At 71.2% G+C, this 24,119-nt stretch carries 19 protein-coding genes; 13 read left to right on the forward strand and 6 right to left on the reverse strand.

Annotated features, from left to right (window positions below; all coding sequences use genetic code 11):
* Positions 1-158 precede the first annotated feature (158 nt).
* On the forward strand, positions 159-734 hold the full coding sequence (gene dcd / locus ACZ3IG_RS18010; RefSeq protein ID WP_467433011.1) for a dCTP deaminase: 576 nt from the start codon (positions 159-161) through the stop codon (positions 732-734).
* 14 nt (positions 735-748) lie between these two features.
* Positions 749-1,246 (forward strand): phosphoribosyltransferase, encoded by a 498-nt coding sequence (locus ACZ3IG_RS18015; RefSeq protein WP_467433012.1) that lies wholly within the window; start codon positions 749-751, stop codon positions 1,244-1,246.
* Positions 1,247-1,323: 77 nt separating this feature from the next.
* Here ACZ3IG_RS18015 and ACZ3IG_RS18020 read toward each other — a convergent pair whose 3' ends face one another.
* Positions 1,324-2,349 (reverse strand): Yip1 family protein, encoded by a 1,026-nt coding sequence (locus ACZ3IG_RS18020; protein ID WP_467433015.1) that lies wholly within the window; start codon positions 2,347-2,349, stop codon positions 1,324-1,326.
* A gap of 126 nt (positions 2,350-2,475) precedes the next feature.
* Entirely contained in the window at positions 2,476-4,767 is a 2,292-nt protein-coding gene (locus ACZ3IG_RS18025; protein ID WP_467433016.1) for a heterodisulfide reductase-related iron-sulfur binding cluster, read from the reverse strand.
* A 489-nt stretch (positions 4,768-5,256) separates the two neighbouring features.
* Here ACZ3IG_RS18025 and dnaK point away from each other — a divergent pair, with 489 nt between their 5' ends.
* Genes dnaK through ACZ3IG_RS18045 form a run of 4 tightly spaced genes read left to right on the forward strand, consistent with a single transcriptional unit; the run spans position 5,257 to position 9,460 of the window.
* Positions 5,257-7,119, forward strand: a complete 1,863-nt coding sequence (gene dnaK, locus ACZ3IG_RS18030) for a molecular chaperone DnaK (protein WP_467433017.1) — start codon at positions 5,257-5,259, stop codon at positions 7,117-7,119.
* Complete coding sequence (grpE, locus tag ACZ3IG_RS18035) at positions 7,116-7,790, forward strand: nucleotide exchange factor GrpE (protein WP_467433018.1); 675 nt, start codon at positions 7,116-7,118, stop codon at positions 7,788-7,790. Before dnaK ends, grpE begins: the two co-directional genes overlap by 4 nt.
* Positions 7,791-7,823: 33 nt before the next feature.
* Positions 7,824-9,002, forward strand: coding sequence for a molecular chaperone DnaJ (dnaJ, locus tag ACZ3IG_RS18040; protein WP_215168014.1), 1,179 nt, complete (start codon positions 7,824-7,826; stop codon positions 9,000-9,002).
* Between the two features lie 5 nt (positions 9,003-9,007).
* On the forward strand, positions 9,008-9,460 hold the full coding sequence (locus ACZ3IG_RS18045) for a heat shock protein transcriptional repressor HspR (RefSeq protein ID WP_215168013.1): 453 nt from the start codon (positions 9,008-9,010) through the stop codon (positions 9,458-9,460).
* A 120-nt stretch (positions 9,461-9,580) separates the two neighbouring features.
* Here ACZ3IG_RS18045 and ACZ3IG_RS18050 read toward each other — a convergent pair whose 3' ends face one another.
* Complete coding sequence (locus tag ACZ3IG_RS18050; RefSeq protein WP_467433020.1) at positions 9,581-12,013, reverse strand: PA14 domain-containing protein; 2,433 nt, start codon at positions 12,011-12,013, stop codon at positions 9,581-9,583.
* A 295-nt stretch (positions 12,014-12,308) separates the two neighbouring features.
* On the opposite strand from ACZ3IG_RS18050, the gene ACZ3IG_RS18055 reads away from it, so the two are divergent.
* Together ACZ3IG_RS18055 and ACZ3IG_RS18060 are read left to right on the forward strand one after the other, a co-directional pair.
* Entirely contained in the window at positions 12,309-13,412 is a 1,104-nt protein-coding gene (locus ACZ3IG_RS18055) for a sugar ABC transporter substrate-binding protein (protein WP_467433021.1), read from the forward strand.
* A gap of 80 nt (positions 13,413-13,492) precedes the next feature.
* Complete coding sequence (locus ACZ3IG_RS18060) at positions 13,493-14,500, forward strand: helix-turn-helix transcriptional regulator (protein WP_467433024.1); 1,008 nt, start codon at positions 13,493-13,495, stop codon at positions 14,498-14,500.
* Positions 14,501-14,588: 88 nt separating this feature from the next.
* Here ACZ3IG_RS18060 and ACZ3IG_RS18065 read toward each other — a convergent pair whose 3' ends face one another.
* Entirely contained in the window at positions 14,589-15,575 is a 987-nt protein-coding gene (locus tag ACZ3IG_RS18065; RefSeq protein ID WP_467433025.1) for a helix-turn-helix transcriptional regulator, read from the reverse strand.
* Positions 15,576-15,595: 20 nt separating this feature from the next.
* Positions 15,596-16,582, reverse strand: coding sequence for a helix-turn-helix transcriptional regulator (locus ACZ3IG_RS18070; protein WP_467433027.1), 987 nt, complete (start codon positions 16,580-16,582; stop codon positions 15,596-15,598).
* Between the two features lie 132 nt (positions 16,583-16,714).
* Here ACZ3IG_RS18070 and ACZ3IG_RS18075 point away from each other — a divergent pair, with 132 nt between their 5' ends.
* On the forward strand, positions 16,715-16,903 hold the full coding sequence (locus ACZ3IG_RS18075; protein ID WP_467433029.1) for a hypothetical protein: 189 nt from the start codon (positions 16,715-16,717) through the stop codon (positions 16,901-16,903).
* A 5-nt stretch (positions 16,904-16,908) separates the two neighbouring features.
* Complete coding sequence (locus ACZ3IG_RS18080) at positions 16,909-17,244, forward strand: hypothetical protein (RefSeq protein ID WP_215173044.1); 336 nt, start codon at positions 16,909-16,911, stop codon at positions 17,242-17,244.
* 128 nt (positions 17,245-17,372) lie between these two features.
* Here the strand turns inward: ACZ3IG_RS18080 and ACZ3IG_RS18085 are convergent, their stop codons facing one another.
* Positions 17,373-17,804, reverse strand: coding sequence for a TIGR03618 family F420-dependent PPOX class oxidoreductase (locus tag ACZ3IG_RS18085; protein WP_467433030.1), 432 nt, complete (start codon positions 17,802-17,804; stop codon positions 17,373-17,375).
* 154 nt (positions 17,805-17,958) lie between these two features.
* Here ACZ3IG_RS18085 and clpB point away from each other — a divergent pair, with 154 nt between their 5' ends.
* The 3 genes from clpB to ACZ3IG_RS18100 all read left to right on the forward strand — a co-directional run bounded on the left by clpB (position 17,959) and on the right by ACZ3IG_RS18100 (position 24,119).
* Positions 17,959-20,565 (forward strand): ATP-dependent chaperone ClpB, encoded by a 2,607-nt coding sequence (clpB, locus tag ACZ3IG_RS18090; protein WP_467433032.1) that lies wholly within the window; start codon positions 17,959-17,961, stop codon positions 20,563-20,565.
* Between the two features lie 675 nt (positions 20,566-21,240).
* On the forward strand, positions 21,241-21,771 hold the full coding sequence (locus ACZ3IG_RS18095; protein ID WP_467433034.1) for a YbjN domain-containing protein: 531 nt from the start codon (positions 21,241-21,243) through the stop codon (positions 21,769-21,771).
* 245 nt (positions 21,772-22,016) lie between these two features.
* Positions 22,017-24,119, forward strand: a complete 2,103-nt coding sequence (locus ACZ3IG_RS18100; RefSeq protein ID WP_467433036.1) for an acyltransferase family protein — start codon at positions 22,017-22,019, stop codon at positions 24,117-24,119.

Below are 24,119 nucleotides of genomic sequence, written 5' to 3' on the forward strand. Positions count from 1 at the left end.
GAGCGGCTCGGTCCCGGGCGGCTCGTCCGGTGTCCGAGGTGTGCGCGGCTGCGCAGCGTCGTGCCGGTGAGTTACGAGAAGCGGTAGCAGCAGGAAGGCTCCGGGCGCGCGGAGTGGCCGATTGCGGTCGCTCCGCGCGCCTTGCGTATCCTCGGGGCGTGCTTCTCTCAGACAAGGACATCCGGGCCGAGATCGACGCCGGGCGGGTACGGATCGATCCCTACGACGATTCGATGGTGCAGCCGTCCAGTGTTGATGTGCGTCTCGACCGGTTCTTCCGGGTGTTCGAGAATCACCGGTACCCGCATATCGATCCGTCCGTCGAGCAGGTGGATCTGACGCGGCTGGTGGAACCCGAGGGGGACGAGCCGTTCATCCTGCATCCCGGTGAGTTCGTGCTGGCCAGCACGTACGAGGTGATCACGCTGCCCGATGATCTGGCCTCGCGGCTGGAGGGGAAGTCGTCGCTCGGGCGGCTCGGGCTCGTCACGCACTCCACCGCCGGGTTCATCGACCCCGGGTTCTCCGGGCACGTGACGCTGGAGCTGAGCAATCTGGCCACGCTGCCCATCAAGCTCTGGCCGGGCATGAAGATCGGGCAGCTGTGCATGTTCCGGCTCAGTTCGCCGGCCGAGCACCCGTACGGGAGTGAGCGGTACGGGTCGCGTTATCAGGGGCAGCGGGGGCCGACCGCCTCCCGGTCCTTCCTCAATTTCCATCGGACCCAGGTGTGAGTACGGACATAGGTATGAGTGACGTGCGGGAGAATCTCAGTTACGAGCAGTTCGGCGTCGCCGTGCGGGAGCTCGCGCAGGCCGTGGCGGACGACGGGTTCGAGCCCGACATCGTGCTGTCGATCGCGCGGGGCGGGGTGTTCGTGGCCGGCGGGCTCGCGTACGCGCTGGACTGCAAGAACATCCACCTGGTGAACGTGGAGTTCTACACGGGGGTGGGGACGACGCTGGAGATGCCGGTCATGCTGGCTCCCGTCCCGAACGCCATCGACTTCTCCGACAAGAAGGTCCTCATCGCCGACGACGTCGCCGACACGGGCAAGACGCTGAAGCTGGTGCGTGACTTCTGCCTCGACACCGTCGCCGAGGTGCGCAGCGCGGTGATCTACGAGAAGTCCCACTCGCTGGTGAAGTGCGAGTACGTGTGGAAGCGGACCGAGGACTGGATCAACTTCCCGTGGTCCGTCCAGCAGCCCGTGGTGCGGCGGAGCGGGCAGGTGCTCGACGCCTGAGCCGGGTGGGTCGGCGCCGCGTGTGCGAAGGGGCTCCCTCGGGATGAGGGAGCCCCTTCGCGTGTGTCCCGTGCGTCTCAGAACGTGCCCAGCTTCACGATCGACAGCAGGGCGATCAGCTGGATCGCGGAGGCGCCCAGTGCCTTCGGCCAGGGCAGGTCGTGGGAGCGGCGGACCATCAGGGTGAGCAGGGCCCCGGCCGCGACCCAGGTGATCCAGCCCAGGACCTGGACGAAGGGCGCGTCGCCGCCGGCGAACATGGCGACGATCAGGCGCGGCGCGTCCGTCAGCGACATGATCAGCATGGAGAGGCCGACCGTGGGCTGCCACGCCCCGTCGCCGCCGAGCTGGCGGGCGAGGGTGTGGGTGACCACGCCCAGGACGAAGGCGGAGAGGACCATGGCCACGGCCGTCACCAGGACGATCGGGATGGCGTTCGAGAGCGTCGCGTTGATCGCGTCCTCGCGGGCGCCGTCGAAGCCGAACACCGCGATCAGGCCGTAGACGAAGGTCACGACGAGGGCGGGGACCCACATCGTGTAGTCCCGCATCTGGAGGAAGGTCTGGTCGGGGCGGGTGACGATGCCCTTCAGCAGGTCCTTCCAGTGCAGGCGGGGGCCGATCGGGCCGGCGGGGGGCGCGGACGCCGTACCGGCGCGGTAGGTGTCGCCCTGGGTGTAGGGGTCCTCGCCGATCGAGAAGGCCTGGGTGTGGCCGGGGTTGTTGGCGGCGTACGGGTCGTGCGGGGCGGCGCCGGGCGGGCCGCCCTGCGGGTAGCCGCCGCCGTCGCCGAAGTACTCCGGCTCGCCGTGCCCGCCGGCCTGGGCGCCGTAGCCGCCGCCGTTCGCCTGCGGCCACTGGCCGCCGCCGGTGTACGGCGGCTGCTGCGGGGGGTACGGCTGCGGCGCCGGGGGATAGCCGTACGGCTGTCCCGGCGGCGTCTGCTGCCCGTGCGGGGGGTGTTGCGGTCGCGTCTGAGGAGCGCCGTTGTCCCGGCCGCGTCCGATCCTGAATCCAGCCACGCATCCGAACGTACCTGGTCCCGCACGGTGACGTGCCGGGCCCGGGGTTCTGGAGGCGGCTTTGCGGCCGAGCTGTGACATCCCTTACGGGTAGGGGACAGATCGGCCGGGGCGTCCCTTAGGGGGCGCTCAGTTGAGCGGTGTCTGAACAGATCGACGCCCCGTGTCATCGGACAACGGACACGGGGCGTCGAGGGGAGGCGGGGCCTACTTCACCGGTTCCGGCTCCGGGGCGGTCTCCGGGTCCGGGGCGCCCGTCGGGTCGGCCGGGGTCTTCACGGAGTCCAGGAGGAGCTGGGCGACGTCGACGACCTGGATCGACTCCTTCGCCTTGCCGTCGTTCTTCTTGCCGTTGACCGAGTCGGTGAGCATGACCAGGCAGAACGGGCAGGCCGTGGAGACGATGTCCGGGTTGACGGAGAGGGCCTCGTCGACGCGCTCGTTGTTGATGCGCTTGCCGATCCGCTCCTCCATCCACATCCGGGCGCCGCCCGCGCCGCAGCAGAAGCCCCGCTCCTTGTGGCGGTGCATCTCCTCGTTGCGGACGCCGGGGACGGCGGCGATGATCTCGCGCGGCGGCGTGTAGATCTTGTTGTGGCGGCCCAGGTAGCAGGGGTCGTGGTACGTGATGATGCCCTCGACCGGGGTGACGGGGGTCAGCCTGCCCTCGTCGACCAGGTGCTGGAGCAGCTGGGTGTGGTGGATGACCTCGTAGTCGCCGCCGAGCTGCGGGTACTCGTTGCCCAGGGTGTTGAGGCAGTGCGGGCAGGTGGCGACGATCTTCTTCGCCGACTTGGGCTTCTTGGTCTCCGGGGACTCGTCGTCCTCACCGAAGGCCATGTTCAGCGAGGCGACGTTCTCCATGCCCAGTTCCTGGAACAGCGGCTCGTTGCCCAGGCGGCGGGCGGAGTCGCCGGTGCACTTCTCGTCGCCGCCCATGATGGCGAACTTCACGCCCGCCATGTGGAGCAGCTCCGCGAAGGCCTTGGTGGTCTTCTTGGCACGGTCCTCCAGGGCGCCGGCGCAGCCGACCCAGTAGAGGTACTCGACCTCGGTGAGGTCCTCGATGTCCTTGCCGACGACCGGGACCTCGAAGTCGACCTCCTTGGTCCACTCCAGGCGCTGCTTCTTCGCCAGGCCCCAGGGGTTGCCCTTCTTCTCCAGGTTCTTGAGCATCGTGCCCGCCTCGGAGGGGAAGGAGGACTCGATCATCACCTGGTAGCGGCGCATGTCGACGATGTGGTCGACGTGCTCGATGTCGACCGGGCACTGCTCGACGCAGGCGCCGCAGGTGGTGCAGGACCACAGGACGTCCGGGTCGATGACGCCGCCCGCGGCGAAGCCGCTGCCGGATGCGGCTTCGAGGGTGCCGACCAGGGGGCGTTCGGCCTCCGCCAGCGCCGCCGCGGGGACGTCCTTCAGCTGCTCCTCGGACGCCTTCTCCTCGCCCTCCATCGTCTTGCCGCCGCCGGCCAGCAGGTACGGGGCCTTGGCGTGCGCGTGGTCGCGCAGGCTCATGATCAGGAGCTTGGGGGAGAGGGGCTTGCCGGTGTTCCAGGCCGGGCACTGGGACTGGCAGCGGCCGCACTCGGTGCAGGTGGAGAAGTCCAGCAGGCCCTTCCAGGAGAACTGCTCGACCTGGGAGACGCCGAAGACGTCGTCCTCGCCGGGGTCGGTGAAGTCGATCGGCTTGCCGCCCGACGTCATCGGCAGCAGGGCGCCCAGGGACGTGCCGCCGGCGGCGTCGCGCTTGAACCAGATGTTGGGGAAGGCCAGGAAGCGGTGCCAGGCCACACCCATGTCGGTCTTCAGGGCGACCGTGATCATCCAGATGAAGGAGGTCGCGATCTTCAGGCCGGCGAAGAAGTAGGTGAGGTTCTGGAGGGTGGAGAGATCCATGCCCTCCAGCCACGACACCACCGGGTACGAGATGAAGAAGGACGCCTCGTAGCTGTCCACGTGGTGCTGGGCACCTTCGAGGGCGTGCAGCATGAAGATGCAGACGCCGACGATGAGGATGACGGCCTCGACGAAGTACGCCTGGCCGAAGTTGGAGCCGGCGAAGCGGGACTTGCGGCCCGGCTTGCGCGGGTGGCTCAGCTGCCGGATGCCGATCAGGACGAGGATGCCGAGCACGGTCATCGTGCCGATGAACTCGACGAAGACGTTGTACGGCGCCCAGTCGCCCAGGACCGGCAGCAGCCAGTCGGCCTGGAAGAGCTGGCCGATGGCGTTGACGATGGTCAGCAGCAGCGAGAAGAAGCCCACCGCCACGAACCAGTGCGCGACGCCGACGACGCCCCAGCGGTTCATCCGGGTGTGGCCGAGGAACTCCCTGACCACCGTGAGGGTGCGCTGCGCGGGCTGGTCGGTCCGGGTGCCGGCCGGCACGGGCTGGCCCAGCCGCAGGTAGCGGACGATCTGGAGGACGGCGCGGGCGAAGAGTGCCACGCCGACCACGATCAGAACCAGCGACACGATGATCGCGGCGAGTTGCATTTGGGGGCTCCTCGGGCCTGCGAGGGTTTCGAGGGGGTGGGTGAGTGGTGAGCGGTGAGTCGGCGGTACTGGGTTACTGAGCGGTAGCTTATGCAGTCCGTTCGAGACTACCCCTATCCTCCGCCGCACTGTAGTCGGGCGTGTGGTGATCTGTGTCGCTGAGGCGACCCTGAGTGGTCCCCTGCCCTGCGCTCGGCGTCGCCACGCCGAGCCGGATGGGACATTCTTCGCATATCGTGATGTTCGGCGCGGCTCGCGGCCGTGCTCGTCCCCCGGTCGCCTCGCCGCTGCGGCCCCTCACCTGCACTGCGAGGCGCGGAAATTTTCCGTGCGGCAGACGCCCCGGGGTGACATCCGCGCAGGTCAGAGGATGATTGCGCGTAAGGAACGGATAAGAGTTGAGTCCGCCGGACTCAGGTCTGTTGACCCCGGGGGGACCGTCGTGCACACTTGAGCCTGTTCCACTCAAGTCAGCTGGAGGAATCAACCATGGCACGTGCGGTCGGCATCGACCTGGGCACGACTAACTCCGTCGTCAGCGTTCTGGAGGGCGGCGAGCCCACCGTCATCACCAACGCCGAGGGCGCCAGGACCACGCCGTCCGTCGTCGCCTTCGCCAAGAACGGTGAGGTGCTGGTCGGCGAGGTGGCCAAGCGTCAGGCGGTCACGAACGTCGACAGGACCATCCGGTCGGTCAAGCGCCACATGGGCACCGACTGGAAGATCAACCTGGACGGCAAGGACTTCAACCCCCAGCAGATCAGCGCCTTCGTGCTGCAGAAGCTGAAGCGGGACGCCGAGGCGTACCTGGGCGAGAAGGTGACCGACGCGGTCATCACCGTCCCGGCGTACTTCAACGACTCGGAGCGGCAGGCCACGAAGGAGGCCGGCGAGATCGCCGGTCTGAACGTGCTCCGCATCGTCAACGAGCCGACCGCCGCCGCCCTGGCGTACGGCCTCGACAAGGACGACCAGACGATCCTCGTCTTCGACCTCGGTGGCGGTACGTTCGACGTCTCGCTGCTGGAGATCGGCGACGGCGTCGTCGAGGTGAAGGCCACCAACGGTGACAACCACCTCGGTGGTGACGACTGGGACCAGCGCGTCGTCGACTACCTGGTGAAGCAGTTCCAGTCCGGTCACGGCGTGGACCTGAGCAAGGACAAGATGGCGCTCCAGCGCCTGCGCGAGGCCGCCGAGAAGGCGAAGATCGAGCTGTCCTCGTCCACCGAGACCTCGATCAACCTGCCCTACATCACGGCCTCCGCCGAGGGCCCGCTGCACCTGGACGAGAAGCTCACCCGCGCCCAGTTCCAGCAGCTGACCGCGGACCTGCTGGAGCGCTGCAAGACGCCGTTCCACAACGTGATCAAGGACGCGGGCATCCAGCTCAGCGAGATCGACCACGTCGTCCTCGTCGGTGGCTCCACCCGTATGCCGGCCGTCGCCGAGCTGGTCAAGGAGCTGACCGGCGGCAAGGACGCCAACAAGGGCGTCAACCCGGACGAGGTCGTCGCCATCGGCGCCGCCCTGCAGGCCGGTGTCCTCAAGGGCGAGGTCAAGGACGTCCTGCTGCTCGACGTCACCCCGCTGTCCCTCGGTATCGAGACCAAGGGCGGCATCATGACCAAGCTGATCGAGCGGAACACGACGATCCCGACCAAGCGGTCCGAGATCTTCACCACCGCCGAGGACAACCAGCCCTCCGTGCAGATCCAGGTCTACCAGGGCGAGCGCGAGATCGCGGCGTACAACAAGAAGCTCGGGATGTTCGAGCTGACCGGCCTGCCGCCGGCGCCCCGCGGCGTCCCGCAGATCGAGGTCTCCTTCGACATCGACGCCAACGGCATCATGCACGTGACCGCGAAGGACCTGGGCACGGGCAAGGAGCAGAAGATGACCGTCACCGGCGGCTCCTCGCTGCCGAAGGACGAGGTCGACCGGATGCGCCAGGAGGCCGAGCAGTACGCGGAGGAGGACCACCGCCGCCGCGAGGCCGCCGAGACCCGCAACCAGGGCGAGCAGCTCGTCTACCAGACGGAGAAGTTCCTCAAGGACAACGAGGACAAGGTCCCCGGTGACGTGAAGACGGAGGTGGAGACCGCCGTCGGCGAGCTGAAGGAGAAGCTCAAGGGCGAGGACATCGCCGAGATCCGCACCGCCACCGAGAAGGTCGCCGCCGTCTCGCAGAAGCTGGGCCAGGCCATGTACGCCGACGCCCAGGGCGCGCAGGCCGCCGGCGGCGAGGCTCCGGGCGCCGGTGCCGGTGCCGGGGCCGGCCAGTCCAAGGCCGACGACGACGTCGTCGACGCCGAGATCGTCGACGACGAGCGCAAGGACGGTGCCGCGTGACGGAGGAGACCCCGGGTTTTGACGAGAAGCCCGACGTCCCCTCCGGCGCCACCCCCGAAGACGCCGAGCCGAAGGCCGCCCCCTCCGCTCCGGAGGCGGGGGCGGCCCCGGCCGGGGACGCGAGCCAGGACGCGGGCCTGGTGGCCCAGCTGGACCAGGTGCGCACCGCGCTCAACGAGCGCACCGCGGACCTCCAGCGGCTCCAGGCCGAGTACCAGAACTACCGCCGCCGGGTCGAGCGGGACCGGGTCGCCGTGAAGGAGATCGCCGTGGCGAACCTCCTGAGCGAGCTGCTCCCGGTGCTCGACGACATCGGCCGCGCCCGCGAACACGGCGAACTCGTCGGCGGCTTCAAGTCGGTGGCGGAGTCGACCGAGGCGGTCGCGGCCAAGCTGGGCCTCCAGCAGTTCGGCAAGGAGGGCGAGCCCTTCGACCCGACGATCCACGAGGCCCTGATGCACAGTTACGCGCCGGACGTCACCGAGACGACCTGCGTGGCGATCCTGCAGCCCGGGTACCGGATCGGCGAGCGCACCATCCGCCCCGCGCGGGTGGCCGTGGCCGAGCCCCAGCCCGGGGCGCAGCCGGTCAAGCCGGCCGAGGAGAACGAGAAGGCGGCCGGCGCGGACCCCGCCGACGACAAGGAGAGCGGTGGCCCGGACGAGGGCTGAGCTTGTGAGCAGGAGGAAGGAGGGACGTCGGGGATGAGCACCAAGGACTTCATCGAGAAGGACTACTACAAGGTCCTCGGCGTCCCCAAGGACGCCACCGACGCCGAGATCAAGAAGGCGTACCGGAAGCTCGCCCGCGAGAACCACCCGGACGCCAACAAGGGCAACGCCAAGGCGGAGGAGCGGTTCAAGGAGATCTCCGAGGCCAACGACGTCCTCGGCGACCCCAAGAAGCGCAAGGAGTACGACGACGCCCGCGCGCTCTTCGGCAACGGGGGCTTCCGCCCCGGGCCCGGCGCGGGCGGCGGCACCTTCAACTTCGACCTGGGCGACCTCTTCGGCGGCGCCCAGGGCGGCGGGCAGGGGGCCGGCGGCTTCGGCGGCGGACTCGGTGACGTGTTCGGGGGCCTGTTCAACCGCGGGGCCGCGGGCGGCGCCCGGACCCAGCCCAGGCGCGGCCAGGACATCGAGTCCGAGGTCACCCTGAGCTTCACGGAGGCCATCGAGGGCGCCACGGTGCCGCTCAGGATGTCCTCGCAGGCGCCCTGCAAGGCGTGTTCGGGCACCGGCGACAAGAACGGCACCCCGCGGGTGTGCCCGACCTGTGTCGGCACCGGCCAGGTGACGCGGGGCTCGGGCGGCGGGTTCTCGCTGACCGACCCCTGCCCGGACTGCAAGGGCCGCGGTCTGATCGCGGAGGACCCCTGCGACGTCTGCAAGGGCTCCGGACGCGCCAAGTCGTCGCGGACCATGCAGGTCCGTATCCCGGCCGGGGTGTCGGACGGGCAGCGCATCCGGCTGCGCGGCAAGGGCACGCCGGGCGAGCGGGGCGGTCCGGCGGGCGACCTGTACGTGGTCGTGCACGTCAAGGACCACGCCGTCTTCGGGCGCAAGGGCGACAACCTCACGGTCACCGTCCCGGTGACGTACGCGGAGGCGGCGCTCGGCGGGGAGGTCCGGGTCCCGACCCTGGGCGGCCCGCCGGTCACGCTGAAGCTGCCGGCCGGCACGCCCAACGGGCGGACCATGCGCGCCCGCGGAAAGGGCGCGGTCCGCAAGGACGGCACCCGCGGGGACCTGTTGGTCACCGTCGAGGTGAGTGTTCCGAAGGATCTGAGTGGGAAGGCTCGTGAAGCGCTGGAGGCGTATCGCGAGGCGACCGCGGGTGAGGATCCGCGGGCGGAGCTGTTCCAGGCCGCGAAGGGAGCTTGATGGGGATGGACGGCCGTCGACGCAATCCGTATGAACTGACCGAGGACACCCCGGTCTACGTCATCTCGGTGGCGGCCCAGCTGTCCGGTCTGCATCCGCAGACCCTGCGTCAGTACGACCGTCTGGGCCTGGTCTCCCCGGACCGCACCGCCGGCCGGGGGCGCCGCTACTCGGCCCGGGACATCGAGCTGCTCCGTACGGTGCAGCAGTTGTCGCAGGACGAGGGCATCAACCTGGCCGGCATCAAGCGCATCATCGAACTGGAGAACCAGGTCGCGGCGTTGCAGGCCCGGGTGGCCGAGATGGAGGCCGCCCTGGACGGCGCCGCGGCGGCCATGCGCCAGCGCGAGGCGGCGGTCCACGCGTCGTACCGCCGGGACCTGGTCCCGTACCAGGAGGTCCAGCAGACCAGCGCGCTGGTGGTGTGGCGGCCGAAGGGGCGGCAGGCGTCGGACTGACGCCGCGTCCGCACGGAGAGAACCGAGAGAGGGGCCCGGAGACATCCGGGCCCCTCTCCTGTTTCCTGCCGGAGCTTTCCCGGCCGCGTTCTGTCCGCGCTTCTCCGCCCGCGCGGCCGGTCAGAGCCAGGAGTCCCAGATGCCGTACGCCTGCGACGTGGTGACGGCGTCGGCGCCGGACGCGTCGGTGCGGACGACACGGTAGTAGTAGAGGCCCAGCCGGTCCTCGTTGACCGTGGTGTCCATGAAGTAGGCGGCGTCGCCCGCCGTACCCCGCGTCAGGACGGTGTAGGAGGCGGTGGCCGGGTCCCAGCGCTCCACGCGGTAACCGGCGAACCGAGCGCAGTCACCGAGGCCCGAGGACTCGGAACAGCCCACGTACAGCTCCGGGTACTGGTCCTCGCGGACCGAGGTGCCGGTCCAGCCGGGCGGCCGGGTGTCGGGCAGGGTGACGGTGATGTCGGCCGTGCGGTAGGCGGCGGGACCGGCGTACGGGTCGATGAGTCCGGAACCGTCCGAGGCGGCCACCCGGTAGACGTGGGCGGCGCCGTCGGGCACCGTCGGGCAGTAGATCTCGGTGTCGCTCAGGGAACTCCCGGTCCAGCAGTTCTCCTCCCAGACCGTCTCCCCGGTGTCCGGGTCGGTGACGCCCTGCCAGACGTGGTACTTCTGCACGTCGTCGTCGGCGGGCGGGGTCCAGGTCAGGTGGACGCCGAGCGGGATGGTCTCGGCGGTCAGGTTCTCCACCGGGGCCGGTCGTTCGGTGTCCGGGGTGGTGGCGGTGGCGGCCGGACCGGGCTGCGAGTCGTGTCCCTGGGGGCCGGTCGTCACCACCCGGTACTCGTAGGTGGTCTCGGACCTGCCGGAGACGTCCCAGCAGACCCCGTTGACCTGCTTGCGGCCGGCGTACGCGGGAGCGTCCGAGTCCGACCAGGTCCCGTACGTCTGCGGCGCTTCCAGCGGCAGGTCGACCGCGTTGTTCGGCTTGCACAGGTCGACGGTGGTGCTCTCGCCGGTGGCCGGGTCGGTGCGGACGAGGCGGTAGGTGAGCAGCGGGCCGTCTCCGTCGTACGCCCACGGGTCGGTGCCGCTCCACTCGACCATCACGCCCTCGCCGAACGGCACGGCGGTGGTGCGGAAGGCGGGGATGGCCTCCGGGCGGGCGGCCATCTCCAGGGTGATCTCCGTGGGTGCGGCGGCGTTGCCCTTGGCGTCCACCGCGCGCACGGCGTAGCGGTAGGAACCGCTCACGGCGGCCAGTTGGCGCGGCACGATGTCGGTGCCGTCGGTGGTGCCCGGTACGGGCAGGGCGTCGAGCCAGCCGCCGGTCGCCGGGTCGTACTGGAGGACCTGGTAGGCGGTGGCGCCGTCGACGGGGGACCAGACCAGGTGCGGGACGCCGGAACGGTACTCGACGCGGGCGTCGGTGACGGCGGACGGCGGGGTCAGGTCGGAGGTGGTGAAGGTGGCGGCGGCCGAATAGGGCGACCAGTTGCCGACGGCGTCGCGGGCCCGGCCGCGGTAGGTGACCTTGGAGCCGTCGGCCGGTGTGCCGGTGTCGCAGAAGGCGCCCTTGGTTCCGGTGGCGACGGTCGTCCAGGCACCGGTGGCCGCGTCCCGCCGCTGGAGCTCGTACAGGGCGATGTCGGCGGCGTTGGCCGCGGTGGTGACCAGTTCCGGGGCCGCGTAGGGCTGGTCGGCCGGGCAGGCGTCCATCTCGACGAACGGTGCGGCGGGCGGGGTCTTGTCGACCGTGGTGACGCCCTGGTCGGCCGTCCCCGGCGACTCGTTGCCCGCCTTGTCGTAGGCGCGGACCTCGTAGTAGTACGTCGCGCCGGTCTTCGGGAGGGTGGTGTCCGTGTACGACGTCGAGGTGGTCGTGGCGAGCGGCTCGGTGGCGTACGAGGTGCCCTTCAGACGGCGGTGGACGCGGTAGCCGGCGAGGTCCATCTCCTTGTTCCTGGACCAGGTGATCTTCGCCTTGCCGGTGGCCGGGTCGTGGACGACGGCGGTGCCGGCCGGGGTGAGGGGCTTGACCTTGTCGACGGAGGCGGAGGTCCTCGGCGTGTAGGAGAACGTGACGTTCGCCTTGCCGGTCCAGTTGACGAAGTCGATCCGGAGGGTGTGCTTGCCCTTGGGGACGGTGACGTTCACCGTCTTCTTCCGGGTCGACGACACGTTCTTCCACAGGTCGACCTCGCGGGTGCCGTCGAGGTAGACGCGGATGCCGTCCTGCGCGGAGGCGGTGAAGGAGAACGGGCCGCCGGAGCCGAAGTCGCGGGTGACGGACCAGCGGACACCGAAGTTGTTCGCCGGCAGTCCCGCGGCCGGTGCCCCGGTGCCCCAGTTCTGGTCGATCGCGGAGTCGCAGTCGGTCTTCTTCGGGGTTCCCGAGAACGTGGTGTTCGCGAAGAACTGCCGTGTGAAGACGGGCGAGGAGCAGCTCGCGGCTGCGGAGGCGGGCACGGCGGCGACGGTGAGCAGTCCGCCCGCGGTGGCGAGCACGACGGCCGTCGAGGCGATGGCCGTGGTCGTGCGTCTGGCTGAGTTCATTCGGTCCTCTGCTCGAAAAAGCGGAGGCGGGGAGCAGCCTCCGTGATCACGACTCGTGACGATTGGACTTGGTTGTACGGATCTCGCGCGACCGTTTGTGATCATGCAACGGCCTTTGTGTGAAGAAGAGTTGGGGGCACGGTCGCCAGCGCTTCAGTTCGGCTGCGCAGCGTGATGTTGCGATCTCGTTAAGTGGTATCGCTTGACGGGTGGGCGGGTGTGCGCGTTGTCTTTTCAGTCACCTGGGTCGCAAAGCGGCCACCGCGTCCGGAAGGCACCAGAAGTGATCTCCTGCATGCGCCGTATCGCCATATCCGTGGCGGCGTCCACGATGACCGTTTCGCTGACGGCCTGCGGAGCGCTGAACGTGTCGGGCGGCAGTGACGACGCGAGCCCGACCAAGGGCGACGACCTGATGGTGGGGCTGCTGCTCCCGGAGCGGGACAACACCCGCTACGAGGAGTTCGACCGGCCCATCTTCACCAAGAAGGTGGACGCGCTGACCGACGGCCAGGGCATGGTCCAGTACGCCAACGCCGAGGCGAGCGCGAGCAAGCAGGCCCGGCAGATGGCGAAGATGGTCGACGACGGGGTCGACGTCATCGTGCTGGACGCGGTCGACTCGCACGCCATCGCGGACGGTGTGAGGAAGGCCAAGGACGCGGGTATCCCGGTGATCGCGTACGACCGGCTGGCCGAGGGCCCGATCGACGCCTACATCTCCTTCGACAACGAACTGGTCGGCGAGGTCCAGGGCCGCTCCCTGCTGGAGGCGCTCGGCGAGGACGCCGCCGGCGACACCATCGTCATGATGAACGGCTCCTCCACCGACCCCAACGCCCGCCAGTTCAAGGCCGGCGCCCTGACCGAACTGGCCGGGAACGTGCGGGTCGGCGCCGAGTACGACACCGTGGACTGGAAGCCGGAGAACGCCGAGCGGAACATGGCCGAGGCGATCCAGAAGCTCGGCGCGGACGAGATCGCCGGTGTCTACTCCGCCAACGACGGCATGGCGGGCGGCGTCATCGAGGCGCTCAAGGCGGCCGGTGTCACCGAGCTGCCGCCGGTCACCGGGCAGGACGCGGAACTGGAGGCGGTGCGGCGGATCGTCTCCGGGGAGCAGTACATGAGCGTGTACAAGTCCTACCCGCAGGAGGCGGAGAACGCCGCCGAGATGGCCGTGGCCCGGGTGCAGGGCAAGGACATCCAGTTCGACGCGCTCACCACGGACCGGGTGGACAGCCCCACCCACCAGGACATCCCGGCCCAGTTGGTCTCCGTCACCGCCCTGACCAAGAAGAACATCGAGGAGACCGTCGTCGCCGACGGCATCCACAAGGTCTCCGACATCTGCACCGCCGCGTACGAGGCGCGGTGCGCGGAGATCGGCCTGAAGTAGTCCCCTTGTTGCACAGCCGGTCCCGGCCCGCGCATAGTGGCGCTGCGGAGAGCGGGCGGGATGCGGGGGTGGGCTGGGCGATGGCCGGGCACGGGACGGACGGGCATCCACACGGTGCTGACCGACTGTGCGAAGCCGGGGACCGCGTGTACTCCCGGGCCGTGCGGCGGGGCCGGGTGGAGCGCCGGGACGCCGAGGCGGCGCCCTGTCTGCTGGAGCTCGCGCTGCTGCACCCCGACCCCGGCGCCATGGACTGGCTGGTGCCGACCGCCCCGCAGGAGGTCGTGAGCCGGCTGCTGCGCGAGGTGTACGACGAGGTCAGCGCCGGTCAGCGGCGGGTGGGGTCGGCGGTGGCCGCCATCGAGCGGTACGCCGCCCTGGGCGGGGGGAGCGGACAGCGGCGCCCGGCGGCGGGGGCCGAGGGCACGGCGATCCGGGTGCTGGACGGGCTGGCCCGCATCCAGGCCGCGATGGACGAGGCGACCCAGGCGTGCACCACGGAGGTGCTGACCGTGCAGCCCGGCGGCATCCGGCGCGAACACGAACTCTCCGAGGGGCTGCACCGGGCGCTGGCGCTGCGCGGGCGCGGGGTGCGGATGCGCGACCTGTACACCCACGTCGCCCGGCACGGGCAGGGCCTGCTCCACTACATGGAGCTGATGGGCGACGCGGTGGAGGCGCGGACGCTGGACGAGGTGATCGACCGGCTGATCCTCTTCGACCGTACGGTGGCGTTCGTACCGGCCAACGCGGAGCGGACGATGGCACTGGAACTGCGCCACCCGGCGCTGGTGGAGTACCTGGTCACCGTCTTCGAACGGCTGTGGCGCCTCGCGCTGCCGATCACCGTCCCGCTGCCCGACACCGGCATCGAGGGCATCTCGCACCGGGAGCGGTCCATCGCGGCGCTGCTGGCGGAGGGGCACCAGGACGCGGTGATCGCCGAGCGGCTGGGGATCAGCGTGCGTACCTGCCGGGCCCATATCGCCCGGCTGTCGGAGACGCTGGGCGCGGCGAGCCGTACGCAGCTGGGCGTGCGGATCGCCCAGGCGGGACTGGACGGACCGCCCCGGGCCCGGGTGCCGTAGCGGGGCGGGGTGGCTCGGCTCGGGCTCGGGTGCCGTAGCGGGGCGGGGTGGCTCGGCTCGGGCCCGGGTGCCGTAGCGGGGCGGGCGGTCAGGGAGCCCGGTCGAGGATTCCCGAGCGGGCGATGAGGTAGCCGAGCTGGGCGCGGCTGTCGCTGCCGAGGGTGGCGGCGAGTTTGGCGATGTGGACGCGGGCGGTGCGGACGTTCATGCCGAGGCGGTCGGCGATGACGGCGTCGGTGTGCCCCTCCACCAGCAGGGCGGCGACGGCGCGCTGGCGCGGGGTGATGCCGTCCAGGGTGGGCACCTCCTCGGCCTGCGGATACATGGGGACGGCCAGCCGCCACAGCCGGTCGAAGACGGTGACCAGGTACTCCACCAGCGCCGGGTGGCGGATCTCCAGGGCGAGGGTGCGGTCCCCGTTGGCGGGGATGTAGGCCACCGTGCGGTCGACGATGATCAGGCGTTCGGTGACCTCGTCCAGGGTGCGGGCCTGCACGTCGCCGGTGAGCCGCTCGTAGCGGGCCAGGACGGTGGGCGCGTACCGCAGGGTGTGCTGGTACAGGGCGCGGATGCGGCCGCCGCGGGCGAGGAAGGCCTGGTCGCGTTCGAGTACGGGTTCGTGGACCTGGGGCGGCGGGCCGATGTGGGCGCTGTGCGGCTGGATGGTCAGCACCTCGGCGGTGGCCTCGGTCATGACCTCGGCGATGGCCCGGCTGATCCGCTCCTTGCCGCTGAGCAGCCGCAGGGCGGGGGAGTCGTCGGCCGCCGCGTCCGGGCCGCCGAGCCGCAGCAGCGGGGCGAAGGTCTCCGCGAGCCGCTCGCCGCGCCGCCGTTCACCGGCGACGCGCTCCTCGGAGGCGCGCAGCAGACGGTGCAGGGCGACGGCCGGGGCCACCGGCTCCAGCCGGTCCGGGGCGGCGACGGCGGGGCACAGCAGCCCGGCGTCGAGCAGACACGGCGCCGCGTCGGCCGCCGCGGCCGGGAGGGGGCCGTCGCGCAGCGCGCGGCTGTACAGCTCCAGTCCCGCCGGGCACAGCTCCTCGCCCGCGTGCTCCTCGTGTGCCGTCGCGGTCACGCGTGACTGCCCCCTTGGCGTCAGTGGTCCTGGTTCAGTATTCCGGACTGCGCGATGAGGTAGCCGAGCTGGGCCCGGCTGCCGCTGCCGAGGGCGGCGGCCAGCTTGGCGATGTGGGCCCGGCAGGTGCGGACGTTCATCCCGAGGCGGCGGGCGATGGCCTCGTCGACGTGGCCCTCCACCAGGAGCTTGGCGATGGAGTGCTGGACCTCGGTGATGCCGTCGGGGGCGGTCTCGTAGGGGACGCCGGCGGTGAGCGGGACGGCCCGGCTCCACATGAACTCGAAGACCTTGATGAGGTAGCGGACCAGCCCGGTGTGGCGCAGTTCCAGCGCGGTCTGCCGGTCGTCGCGGATCGGCAGGAAGGCGACCGTCTCGTCGAGGATGATGAGCCGCTCGACCAGTTCGTCGATGGTGCGGTACTCGGCCTTGCCGTTGGCGAACTGCTCGACGTAGGCCAGCCGCTCGGAGTTGTAGCGGGCGGTGTGCTGGTAGAGGGTGCGGATCCGCACCCCGCGTTCGATCAGGGGTTTGTCCCGCTCCAGCGCCTCCAGCAGCCTCTTCTCCGTGCTGCGGGGGCCGCTCGGCTGGACGGTGAGCATCTCGGAGGCGCACTCGGCGGTCGCCAGGTCGAGGGCCGCGTTGATACGGTCCAGTCCCTCCAGCACGGTGATGGAGTGGCCGGAGGAGGTGTCCTGGGCGCTGAGGGTCAGGAACGGCTCGAAGGCCTCGGTGAGGGCGATCGACGCGCGCCGGTGCTCGGAGATCTCGCGTTCGATGGGGTTCAGCCGCTGGGCCAGGGCGACCGACGGGGGCACGGGACGCAGCCAGTCGGGATCGTCCGGGTCCGGGTGGAGAAGGGCGAACTCCGTCAGGCAGGGCGCGGGCTCCGCGTCCGCCCGCAGGATGCGCCCGCTGCGCAGGGCATTCGCGTACAAACGGCTCCCTGCCTCGCACAGCTCCGTGACCGCATGGGGATGCGTCGCCCTTGTACCTTTTTTACCCATAACTCCACCCCCCAGGGTCATGAACGTGCAGGAACATGATGCACCGTTTGTGTGGCCACGACGTACCTGAATGAGCCATCGTCTTATCCGACGGGGGAGTGAGGGGACCTTCAAGTGAGGACGAAGCCAACTATGCGTAAGAGAATGCTTCGCTCGGTGCTTGTTGCCGCCTTCTCCGCCGTTGCGGCCTTGGGAACAGTGGCCGGCCTCTTCGGCGTGCAGGGCGACACGCACGAGACGGGCGGCGAAAGGACCGTTGTCGCCGTGGTCGTCAGCGACGAGGTGCCTTCGTACCTCCCGGCGGACAGCAAGTGGGACTGATACGCATGTCCACCCCACCCGACGACCGCTCCTTCCGGCGTGAGATGGCGACCGCCTATCGCTCCGGCTGGCACTTCATCGACCTGGTCACCGCCATCCCCCACAGCGGTGACTCCCTGATGGTGACCGTGTTCGGCGAACCGGTCGTCGTCACCCGGGACGATGACGACGACGTCCGGGCGTACCGGTGTCTGCGGCGGCCCCGGGGGGCGCCACAGCCCGTGCGGTGTGCCATCCGGTACGGAATGATCTTTGTGAACCTGGACCAACGAGACCATCGGCTGGTGGAACCGGAATCCCCCACCTCACGGACCATCTCAGCCACCCCCCGCAGTGCCTGACGCGATTCCCCCGTCGTAAAAGATCGCTCAGGCACTTCCCCCCCGCAGCGGCGTCACCGTGACCTGAACACGGTGACGCCGCTGCAGTTTTTCGTGTTTTACGGGTACGTGTCCCGGGCCGCCCGGCCTCACCCGTTCCCCAGCGCGCGCTCCACCGCGATCTCGATCACCACCCGGGTCGGATTCGGCCGGGGTGGCCGGTACCGCTCCGCGTAGCGCCGCTCGGCCTCGGCGACCGCCTCCGGCCCGGTCCGTACGAAGGCTCGCCCCTCCAGCGTGGACCACCGCCGGCCGTCCACCTGGCACACCGCGGCGCGGGCCCCCTCCGCCCCCGCGGCCAGCGTGTACCGCGCCTTCGCGCTCGCCCGGTCCGTGATCACCCGCACCACGCCCGCCCGCGGGTCGTAGGTCGCCCCGACCGGCACGACGTGCGGGGAGCCGTCCGGGCGCAGCGTGGTCAGGGTGCACAGGTGCCGTTCCCGCCAGAAGCCGAGGTCGACGGAGATGTCGACGGAGAGGCCGATGGAAAGGTCCGTGGGGAGGTCCGTGGGGAGGTCCATGGACGGGAACCTATCCGGGGTGTCGGGCACTCGTTCCCCGTGGTGCTCCCCTCCCGCGACTTGAGTGGAATAGACTCAACTTTGTGTACGTTGCTTGAGTCAGCACCACCGCCGTCGACAGGCTTGAGACTGGCACCAGGAGGAGAACCCGAACGTGGACGCCGAGCTGACCAACCGGAGCCGGGACGCGATCAACGCGGCCAGCAACCGGGCCGTGACCGAGGGACACCCGGACCTCACCCCCGCCCACCTGCTCCTGGCCCTGCTCCAGGGCCAAGGACGCCAGGACAACGAGAACATCACCGACCTGCTGGCGGCCGTCGAGGCCGACCAGGCCGCCGTCCGCACCGGCGCCGAGCGGGTGCTCGCCGGGCTGCCCAGCGTGACCGGGTCCACGGTCGCCCCGCCCCAGCCCAGCCGTGAGATGCTCGCGGTCGTCGCCGACGCCCAGACACGGGCCAAGGACCTCGGCGACGAGTACCTCTCCACCGAACACCTCCTGATCGGCATCGCCGCCAAGGGCGGGGCGGCCGGTGAGGTGCTCCAGGGGCAGGGGGCCACCGCCAAGAAGCTGCAGGAGGCCTTCCAGAAGGCGAGGGGAGGGCGCCGGGTGACCACCGCGGACCCGGAGGGCCAGTACAAGGCGCTGGAGAAGTTCGGTACGGACTTCACGGCCGCCGCACGGGACGGCAAGCTGGACCCGGTCATCGGCCGGGACACGGAGATCCGGCGGGTGGTGCAGGTGCTGTCCCGCCGTACGAAGAACAACCCGGTGCTGATCGGTGAGCCGGGCGTCGGCAAGACCGCCGTCGTCGAGGGGCTCGCCCAGCGCATCGTCAAGGGCGACGTGCCCGAGTCGCTGAAGAACAAGCGGCTGGTCGCCCTCGACCTCGGCGCGATGGTGGCCGGCGCCAAGTACCGGGGCGAGTTCGAGGAGCGGCTCAAGACCGTCCTGGCCGAGATCAAGGACTCCGACGGCCAGATCATCACCTTCATCGACGAGCTGCACACGGTCGTCGGCGCGGGCGCCGGCGGCGACTCCGCGATGGACGCGGGCAACATGCTCAAGCCGATGCTCGCACGCGGCGAACTGCGCATGGTCGGCGCGACCACGCTCGACGAGTACCGCGAGCGCATCGAGAAGGACCCGGCGCTGGAGCGCCGCTTCCAGCAGGTCCTGGTGGCGGAACCGTCCGTCGAGGACTCCATCGCGATCCTGCGCGGGCTCAAGGGCCGCTACGAGGCCCACCACAAGGTCCAGATCGCCGACAGCGCGCTGGTGGCCGCGGCCACCCTCTCCGACCGGTACATCACCTCCCGGTTCCTCCCCGACAAGGCCATCGACCTCGTCGACGAGGCGGCCTCCCGCCTCCGCATGGAGATCGACTCGTCCCCCGTGGAGATCGACGAACTCCAGCGCGCCGTCGACCGGCTGAAGATGGAGGAGCTGGCGATCGGCAAGGAGACCGACGCCGCTTCCCTCCAGCGGCTGGAGAAGCTCCGCCGCGACCTCGCCGACAAGGAGGAGGAGCTGCGCGGCCTCAACGCCCGCTGGGAGAAGGAGAAGCAGTCCCTCAACCGGGTCGGTGAGCTGAAGGAGAAGCTCGACGAACTGCGCGGGCAGGCCGAACGCGCCCAGCGCGACGGCGACTTCGACACCGCGTCCAAGCTGCTGTACGGCGAGATCCCGAACGTGGAACGGGACCTGGAGGCCGCCTCCGAGGCCGAGGAGGAGGTCGCGAAGGACACCATGGTCAAGGAGGAGGTCGGCGCCGACGACATCGCGGACGTCGTCGCCTCCTGGACCGGCATCCCCGCCGGGCGCCTGATGGAGGGCGAGACCCAGAAGCTGCTGCGCATGGAGGACGAGCTGGGCAAGCGGCTGATCGGCCAGACGGAGGCGGTCCGCGCGGTCTCGGACGCGGTACGGCGCTCCCGGGCCGGCATCGCCGACCCCGACCGCCCCACCGGCTCCTTCCTCTTCCTCGGCCCGACCGGCGTCGGCAAGACCGAGCTGGCCAAGGCGCTCGCGGACTTCCTCTTCGACGACGAGCGGGCGATGGTCCGCATCGACATGTCGGAGTACAGCGAGAAGCACAGCGTGGCCCGCCTGGTCGGCGCGCCCCCCGGTTACGTCGGCTACGAGGAGGGCGGCCAGCTCACCGAGGCGGTCCGCCGCCGCCCGTACAGCGTGGTCCTGCTGGACGAGGTGGAGAAGGCGCACCCCGAGGTCTTCGACATCCTGCTCCAGGTGCTGGACGACGGGCGGCTGACCGACGGACAGGGCCGGACCGTCGACTTCCGCAACACCATCCTGGTGCTCACCTCCAACCTGGGCAGCCAGTTCCTGGTCGACCCGCTCACCACCGAGGCGGAGAAGAAGGAACAGGTCCTGGAGGTCGTCCGGGCCTCCTTCAAGCCGGAGTTCCTCAACCGCCTCGACGACCTGGTCGTCTTCTCGGCGCTCACCAAGGAGGAGCTGAGCCGCATCGCCCGCCTCCAGATCGGCGCGCTGTCGCGGCGCCTGGCCGAGCGGCGGCTCACCCTGGAGATCACCGACGAGGCCCTGGAGTGGCTCGCGGACGAGGGCAACGACCCGGCCTACGGCGCGCGCCCGCTGCGCCGCCTGGTCCAGACGGCCATCGGCGACCGGCTGGCCCGGGAGATCCTGTCCGGGGAGATCAAGGACGGGGACGCGGTACGGGTGGACCGGTTCGGGGACGACCTGATCGTGGGGCCGGCGCCGGGCAAGACGCTCTGACGGACGGTGCCGGGCCCTCCCCGCGGTGCGGGGAGGGCCCGCACACCGTGAACGCCGAGAAGCGCACCAGCGCGGTGCCGGCACCGTCCTCGGCCACCACACCGATCTGCACGGCGCCGGCCTCCACCCCCTCCGGAGGCCCCGGCCCGGGGCCCCGATCCAGACACAGATCCGCCTTCGGCTCCGTGCCCCGGTCCGCGTCGTAGGCCGGGCAGGGCTCCGTCCCGGGCGCCGGAGCGGCCGGGTAGCTGTGCGCGAGCCAGTCCCGCACGTCCGCGAGCGGCATCCGGCACTCGGCCCGGTAGGCCAGGTCCAGCCCGCTGAACTCCTCGCAGGCCCCGACGGTCCGGGTGCCGGACGGCAGCGCCGCCCCGCCGAAGGCCAGGGCCCGGGCGCAGCCGGTCTCCCGCGTCGCGCCCTGGTCCGACCGGTCGTCGCCGGCGGACAGCACGGACCACGGGAAGCCGGTGGGAACGGCAGCGGGGCCGCCGCGGGCACCGCGGTGATCACCGCGACCAGCCACCACCGGGTCCGCCCCGCCGCCGTCCCCGTCCCCACCGCGCCCCCCGACCGGCCGGATCATGTCAGCCCTGGGCTGACAGGCCCCGCGGAGGGTTGCCACCCCCCTCCCCGCATGGGAGAGGATGGCGGAATCCGTACGAAGGGAAAATCACGGTGAGCATCGACCCGTCCTCGATTCCGAACTTCGGGGGCAAGCCCGAGCCGCAGCCCCAGGGCCCGGCGGGCCCCGTGGTCCCGGATCAGGACCTCGTGAAGCAGCTTCTCGACCAGATGGAGCTGAAGTACGTCGTCGACGACGAGGGTGACCTCGCGGCGCCGTGGGAGCAGTTCCGTACGTACTTCATGTTCCGTGGCGAGGGCGACCAGCAGGTCTTCTCGGTGCGGACGTTCTACGACCGGCCGCACGACATCGAGACCAAGGCGCAGCTGCTGGAGTCCGCCGACGACTGGAACCGGCGCACCCTGTGGCCCAAGGTGTACTCCCACACCCACGACGACGGCACGGTCCGCCTGATCGGCGAGGCCCAGATGCTGATCGGCACGGGCGTGAGCCTGGAGCACTTCGTCTCCTCCACGGTCAGCTGGGTGCGCGCCGCCATCGAGTTCGACCGGTGGCTGGTGGAGCAGCTCGGCCTGGAGCAGGAGGTCGACGAGGCGGAGAAGCCCGAGGACGACGACGAGTAGACCTGTCGCACGGGCGGGAGCCCGGTCCGGGGTGTGTCCCCGGGCCGGGCTCCCGTGCGTCGGACCGCCGGTCGCTGACCGGAGGACGTCGGACGACGCCGGTCGCTGCCGGACGCCGCCGGTCGCCGCTGGTTGTCTCCGCTGTTTCCGATGTTGAGGCGGCGTTCACCCGGAACGCCCCCGGACGGCCGGACAGTACAGGGGGAGAACCCTGTCCGCCCCGTCCGTGAGGAGCCGTCCCCGCGATGACCTGCGCCACCTCCGCAGAGGTCCGTACCGCCCCGACGGGCGGCACCGCCGTGCCGCCGCGGCGGCACCCCGCCCCGCGCCTGGACATCCAGGGACTGCGCGCGGTGGCCGTCGGGCTCGTGGTGCTCTCCCACGCCGGGGTGGCGGGGGCCGCGGGCGGGTACGTCGGCGTCGACGTCTTCTTCGTGATCTCGGGCTTCCTCATCACGTCCCTGCTGCTGCGCGAGCTGGCCGCCACCGGCCGTGTCTCGCTGCGCGCCTTCTACGCCCGCCGGGCCCTGCGGCTGCTGCCCGCCTCGGCACTGGTGATCGTCACCACCCTGGCGGGCGCGTGGCTGTTCCTGTCGCCGGCGCGGTTCGCCGAGTACGCGGGCGACGCCCTCGGCAGCGCGCTGTACACGGTCAACTTCCGGCTGGCGGCGGCCGGCACCGACTACCTCGCGCAGACCGCCCCGCCCTCGCCGTTCCAGCACTTCTGGTCGCTGGCGGTGGAGGAGCAGTTCTACCTGGTGTGGCCGCTGCTCCTGCTGCTCGGCACCCGCCTGGTACGCGGCCGGCGCCGGCTGCTCGCGGCGGGGCTCGGGGCGCTGTGCCTGGCGTCGTTCGCGCTCGGCGTGCGGATGACGGACCTCTCGGCGCCCTGGGCGTACTTCTCCTCCCTCACCCGGGCCTGGGAACTGGGCGCCGGTGCCCTGCTCGCGCTGTGCGCGGCCCGGCTGCGGAAGCTGCCCGGCGCCGTCGCGTCCCCGCTGAGCTGGCTCGGCCTGGCCTGCATAGCCCTGGCGGCGGTGGTGTACGACGACGGGACGCCGTTCCCGGGGCCGTACGCCCTGCTGCCGGTACTCGGCGCGGTGCTGGTGCTGGCCGGCGGCTGCGCGCCCGCCCGGCACGGCGCCGGCCGGCTGCTGGGCCGGCGGCCCCTGGTCCGGCTCGGCGGGCTCTCCTACGGCTGGTACCTGTGGCACTGGCCGCTGCTGGTCGTCGCCCCAGCGGCGCTGGGCCGCACGGACGGCACCGCCGGGGTGCCCCTCGCGCTCGGGCTGTGCGCGGCGGCGCTGGGGCCGGCCTGGCTGACGCTGCGCCTGGTGGAGGACCCGGTGCGCTTCCACCGGGCGCTGGCCGGACGCCCCGGGCGCGGCCTGGCGCTCGGCGCCGGACTGTCGGCGGGGACCGCGGCGCTGGCGCTGACGGCGACGGCGGTCCCGCCGGCCATCGAGACCGGCCCGCCCGCGCCCCCGCTCGCGCGGGAACTGGCCGCCGCCCCCGACGCCGGGGCCCGGCTGGCCGGCCTGCTGACGGCGTCCCCCGGCGTCCTGCCGGGCAACCTCTCCCCGGCGCTGCCCGAGGTGAAGACCAGCCGCTCGGCGGTCTACCGGGACGGCTGCCACGTCGACCACGGCACCACCCGGGCCACACCCTGCGTCTACGGCGACCGCACCGCCGCCCGGACGGTCGTGCTCTTCGGCGACTCCCACGCGGCGCAGTGGTTCCCGGCCCTCGACCGGCTCGCGACCGCGCGCGGGTGGCGGCTGGTCTCGCTGACGAAGGCGTCCTGCAAGGCCGCCGAGGTGACCATCGTGCGCCAGGGCCGCCCGTACACGGCCTGCGACACCTGGCGGGCCGACGCCGTCGCGAAGATCGGCGCCCTCGGCCCGGACCTGGTCGTGGTCTCCTCCTCGGAGGCGGGCGACCCCGCCCGGCCCGAGGCCGACCCGGCGCGGCAGTGGACCACCGGCCACACGGACACCTTCCGGCGGCTCGGTGCCTCCGGCGCCCGCGTCGTCGCGCTGCTGGACACGCCGTGGCCGCAGGGCGACCCGGTCGACTGCGCCGGCGCCAACTCCGGTCAGCTGCACGCCTGCGCCGCCCGGCTGCCGGACGCCGTCCGCGACCCCGTCCGGCACGCCGCCGTCCGCGCCGCCGCCGACGCGGCCGGTGTCCCGGTCGTCGACCCCGCCCCCTGGCTCTGCGCCGCCCGCACCGGCGTCTGCCCCGTGGTCGTCGCCGACACCCCCGTCTACCGGGACGACAGCCACCTCTCCGAGGCTTACGCGCAGGCGCTGACGCCGGTGCTGGGGCGGGCGCTGGACCGGCTGTGA

The organism is Streptomyces sp. NPDC016677 (genome assembly GCF_055562815.1).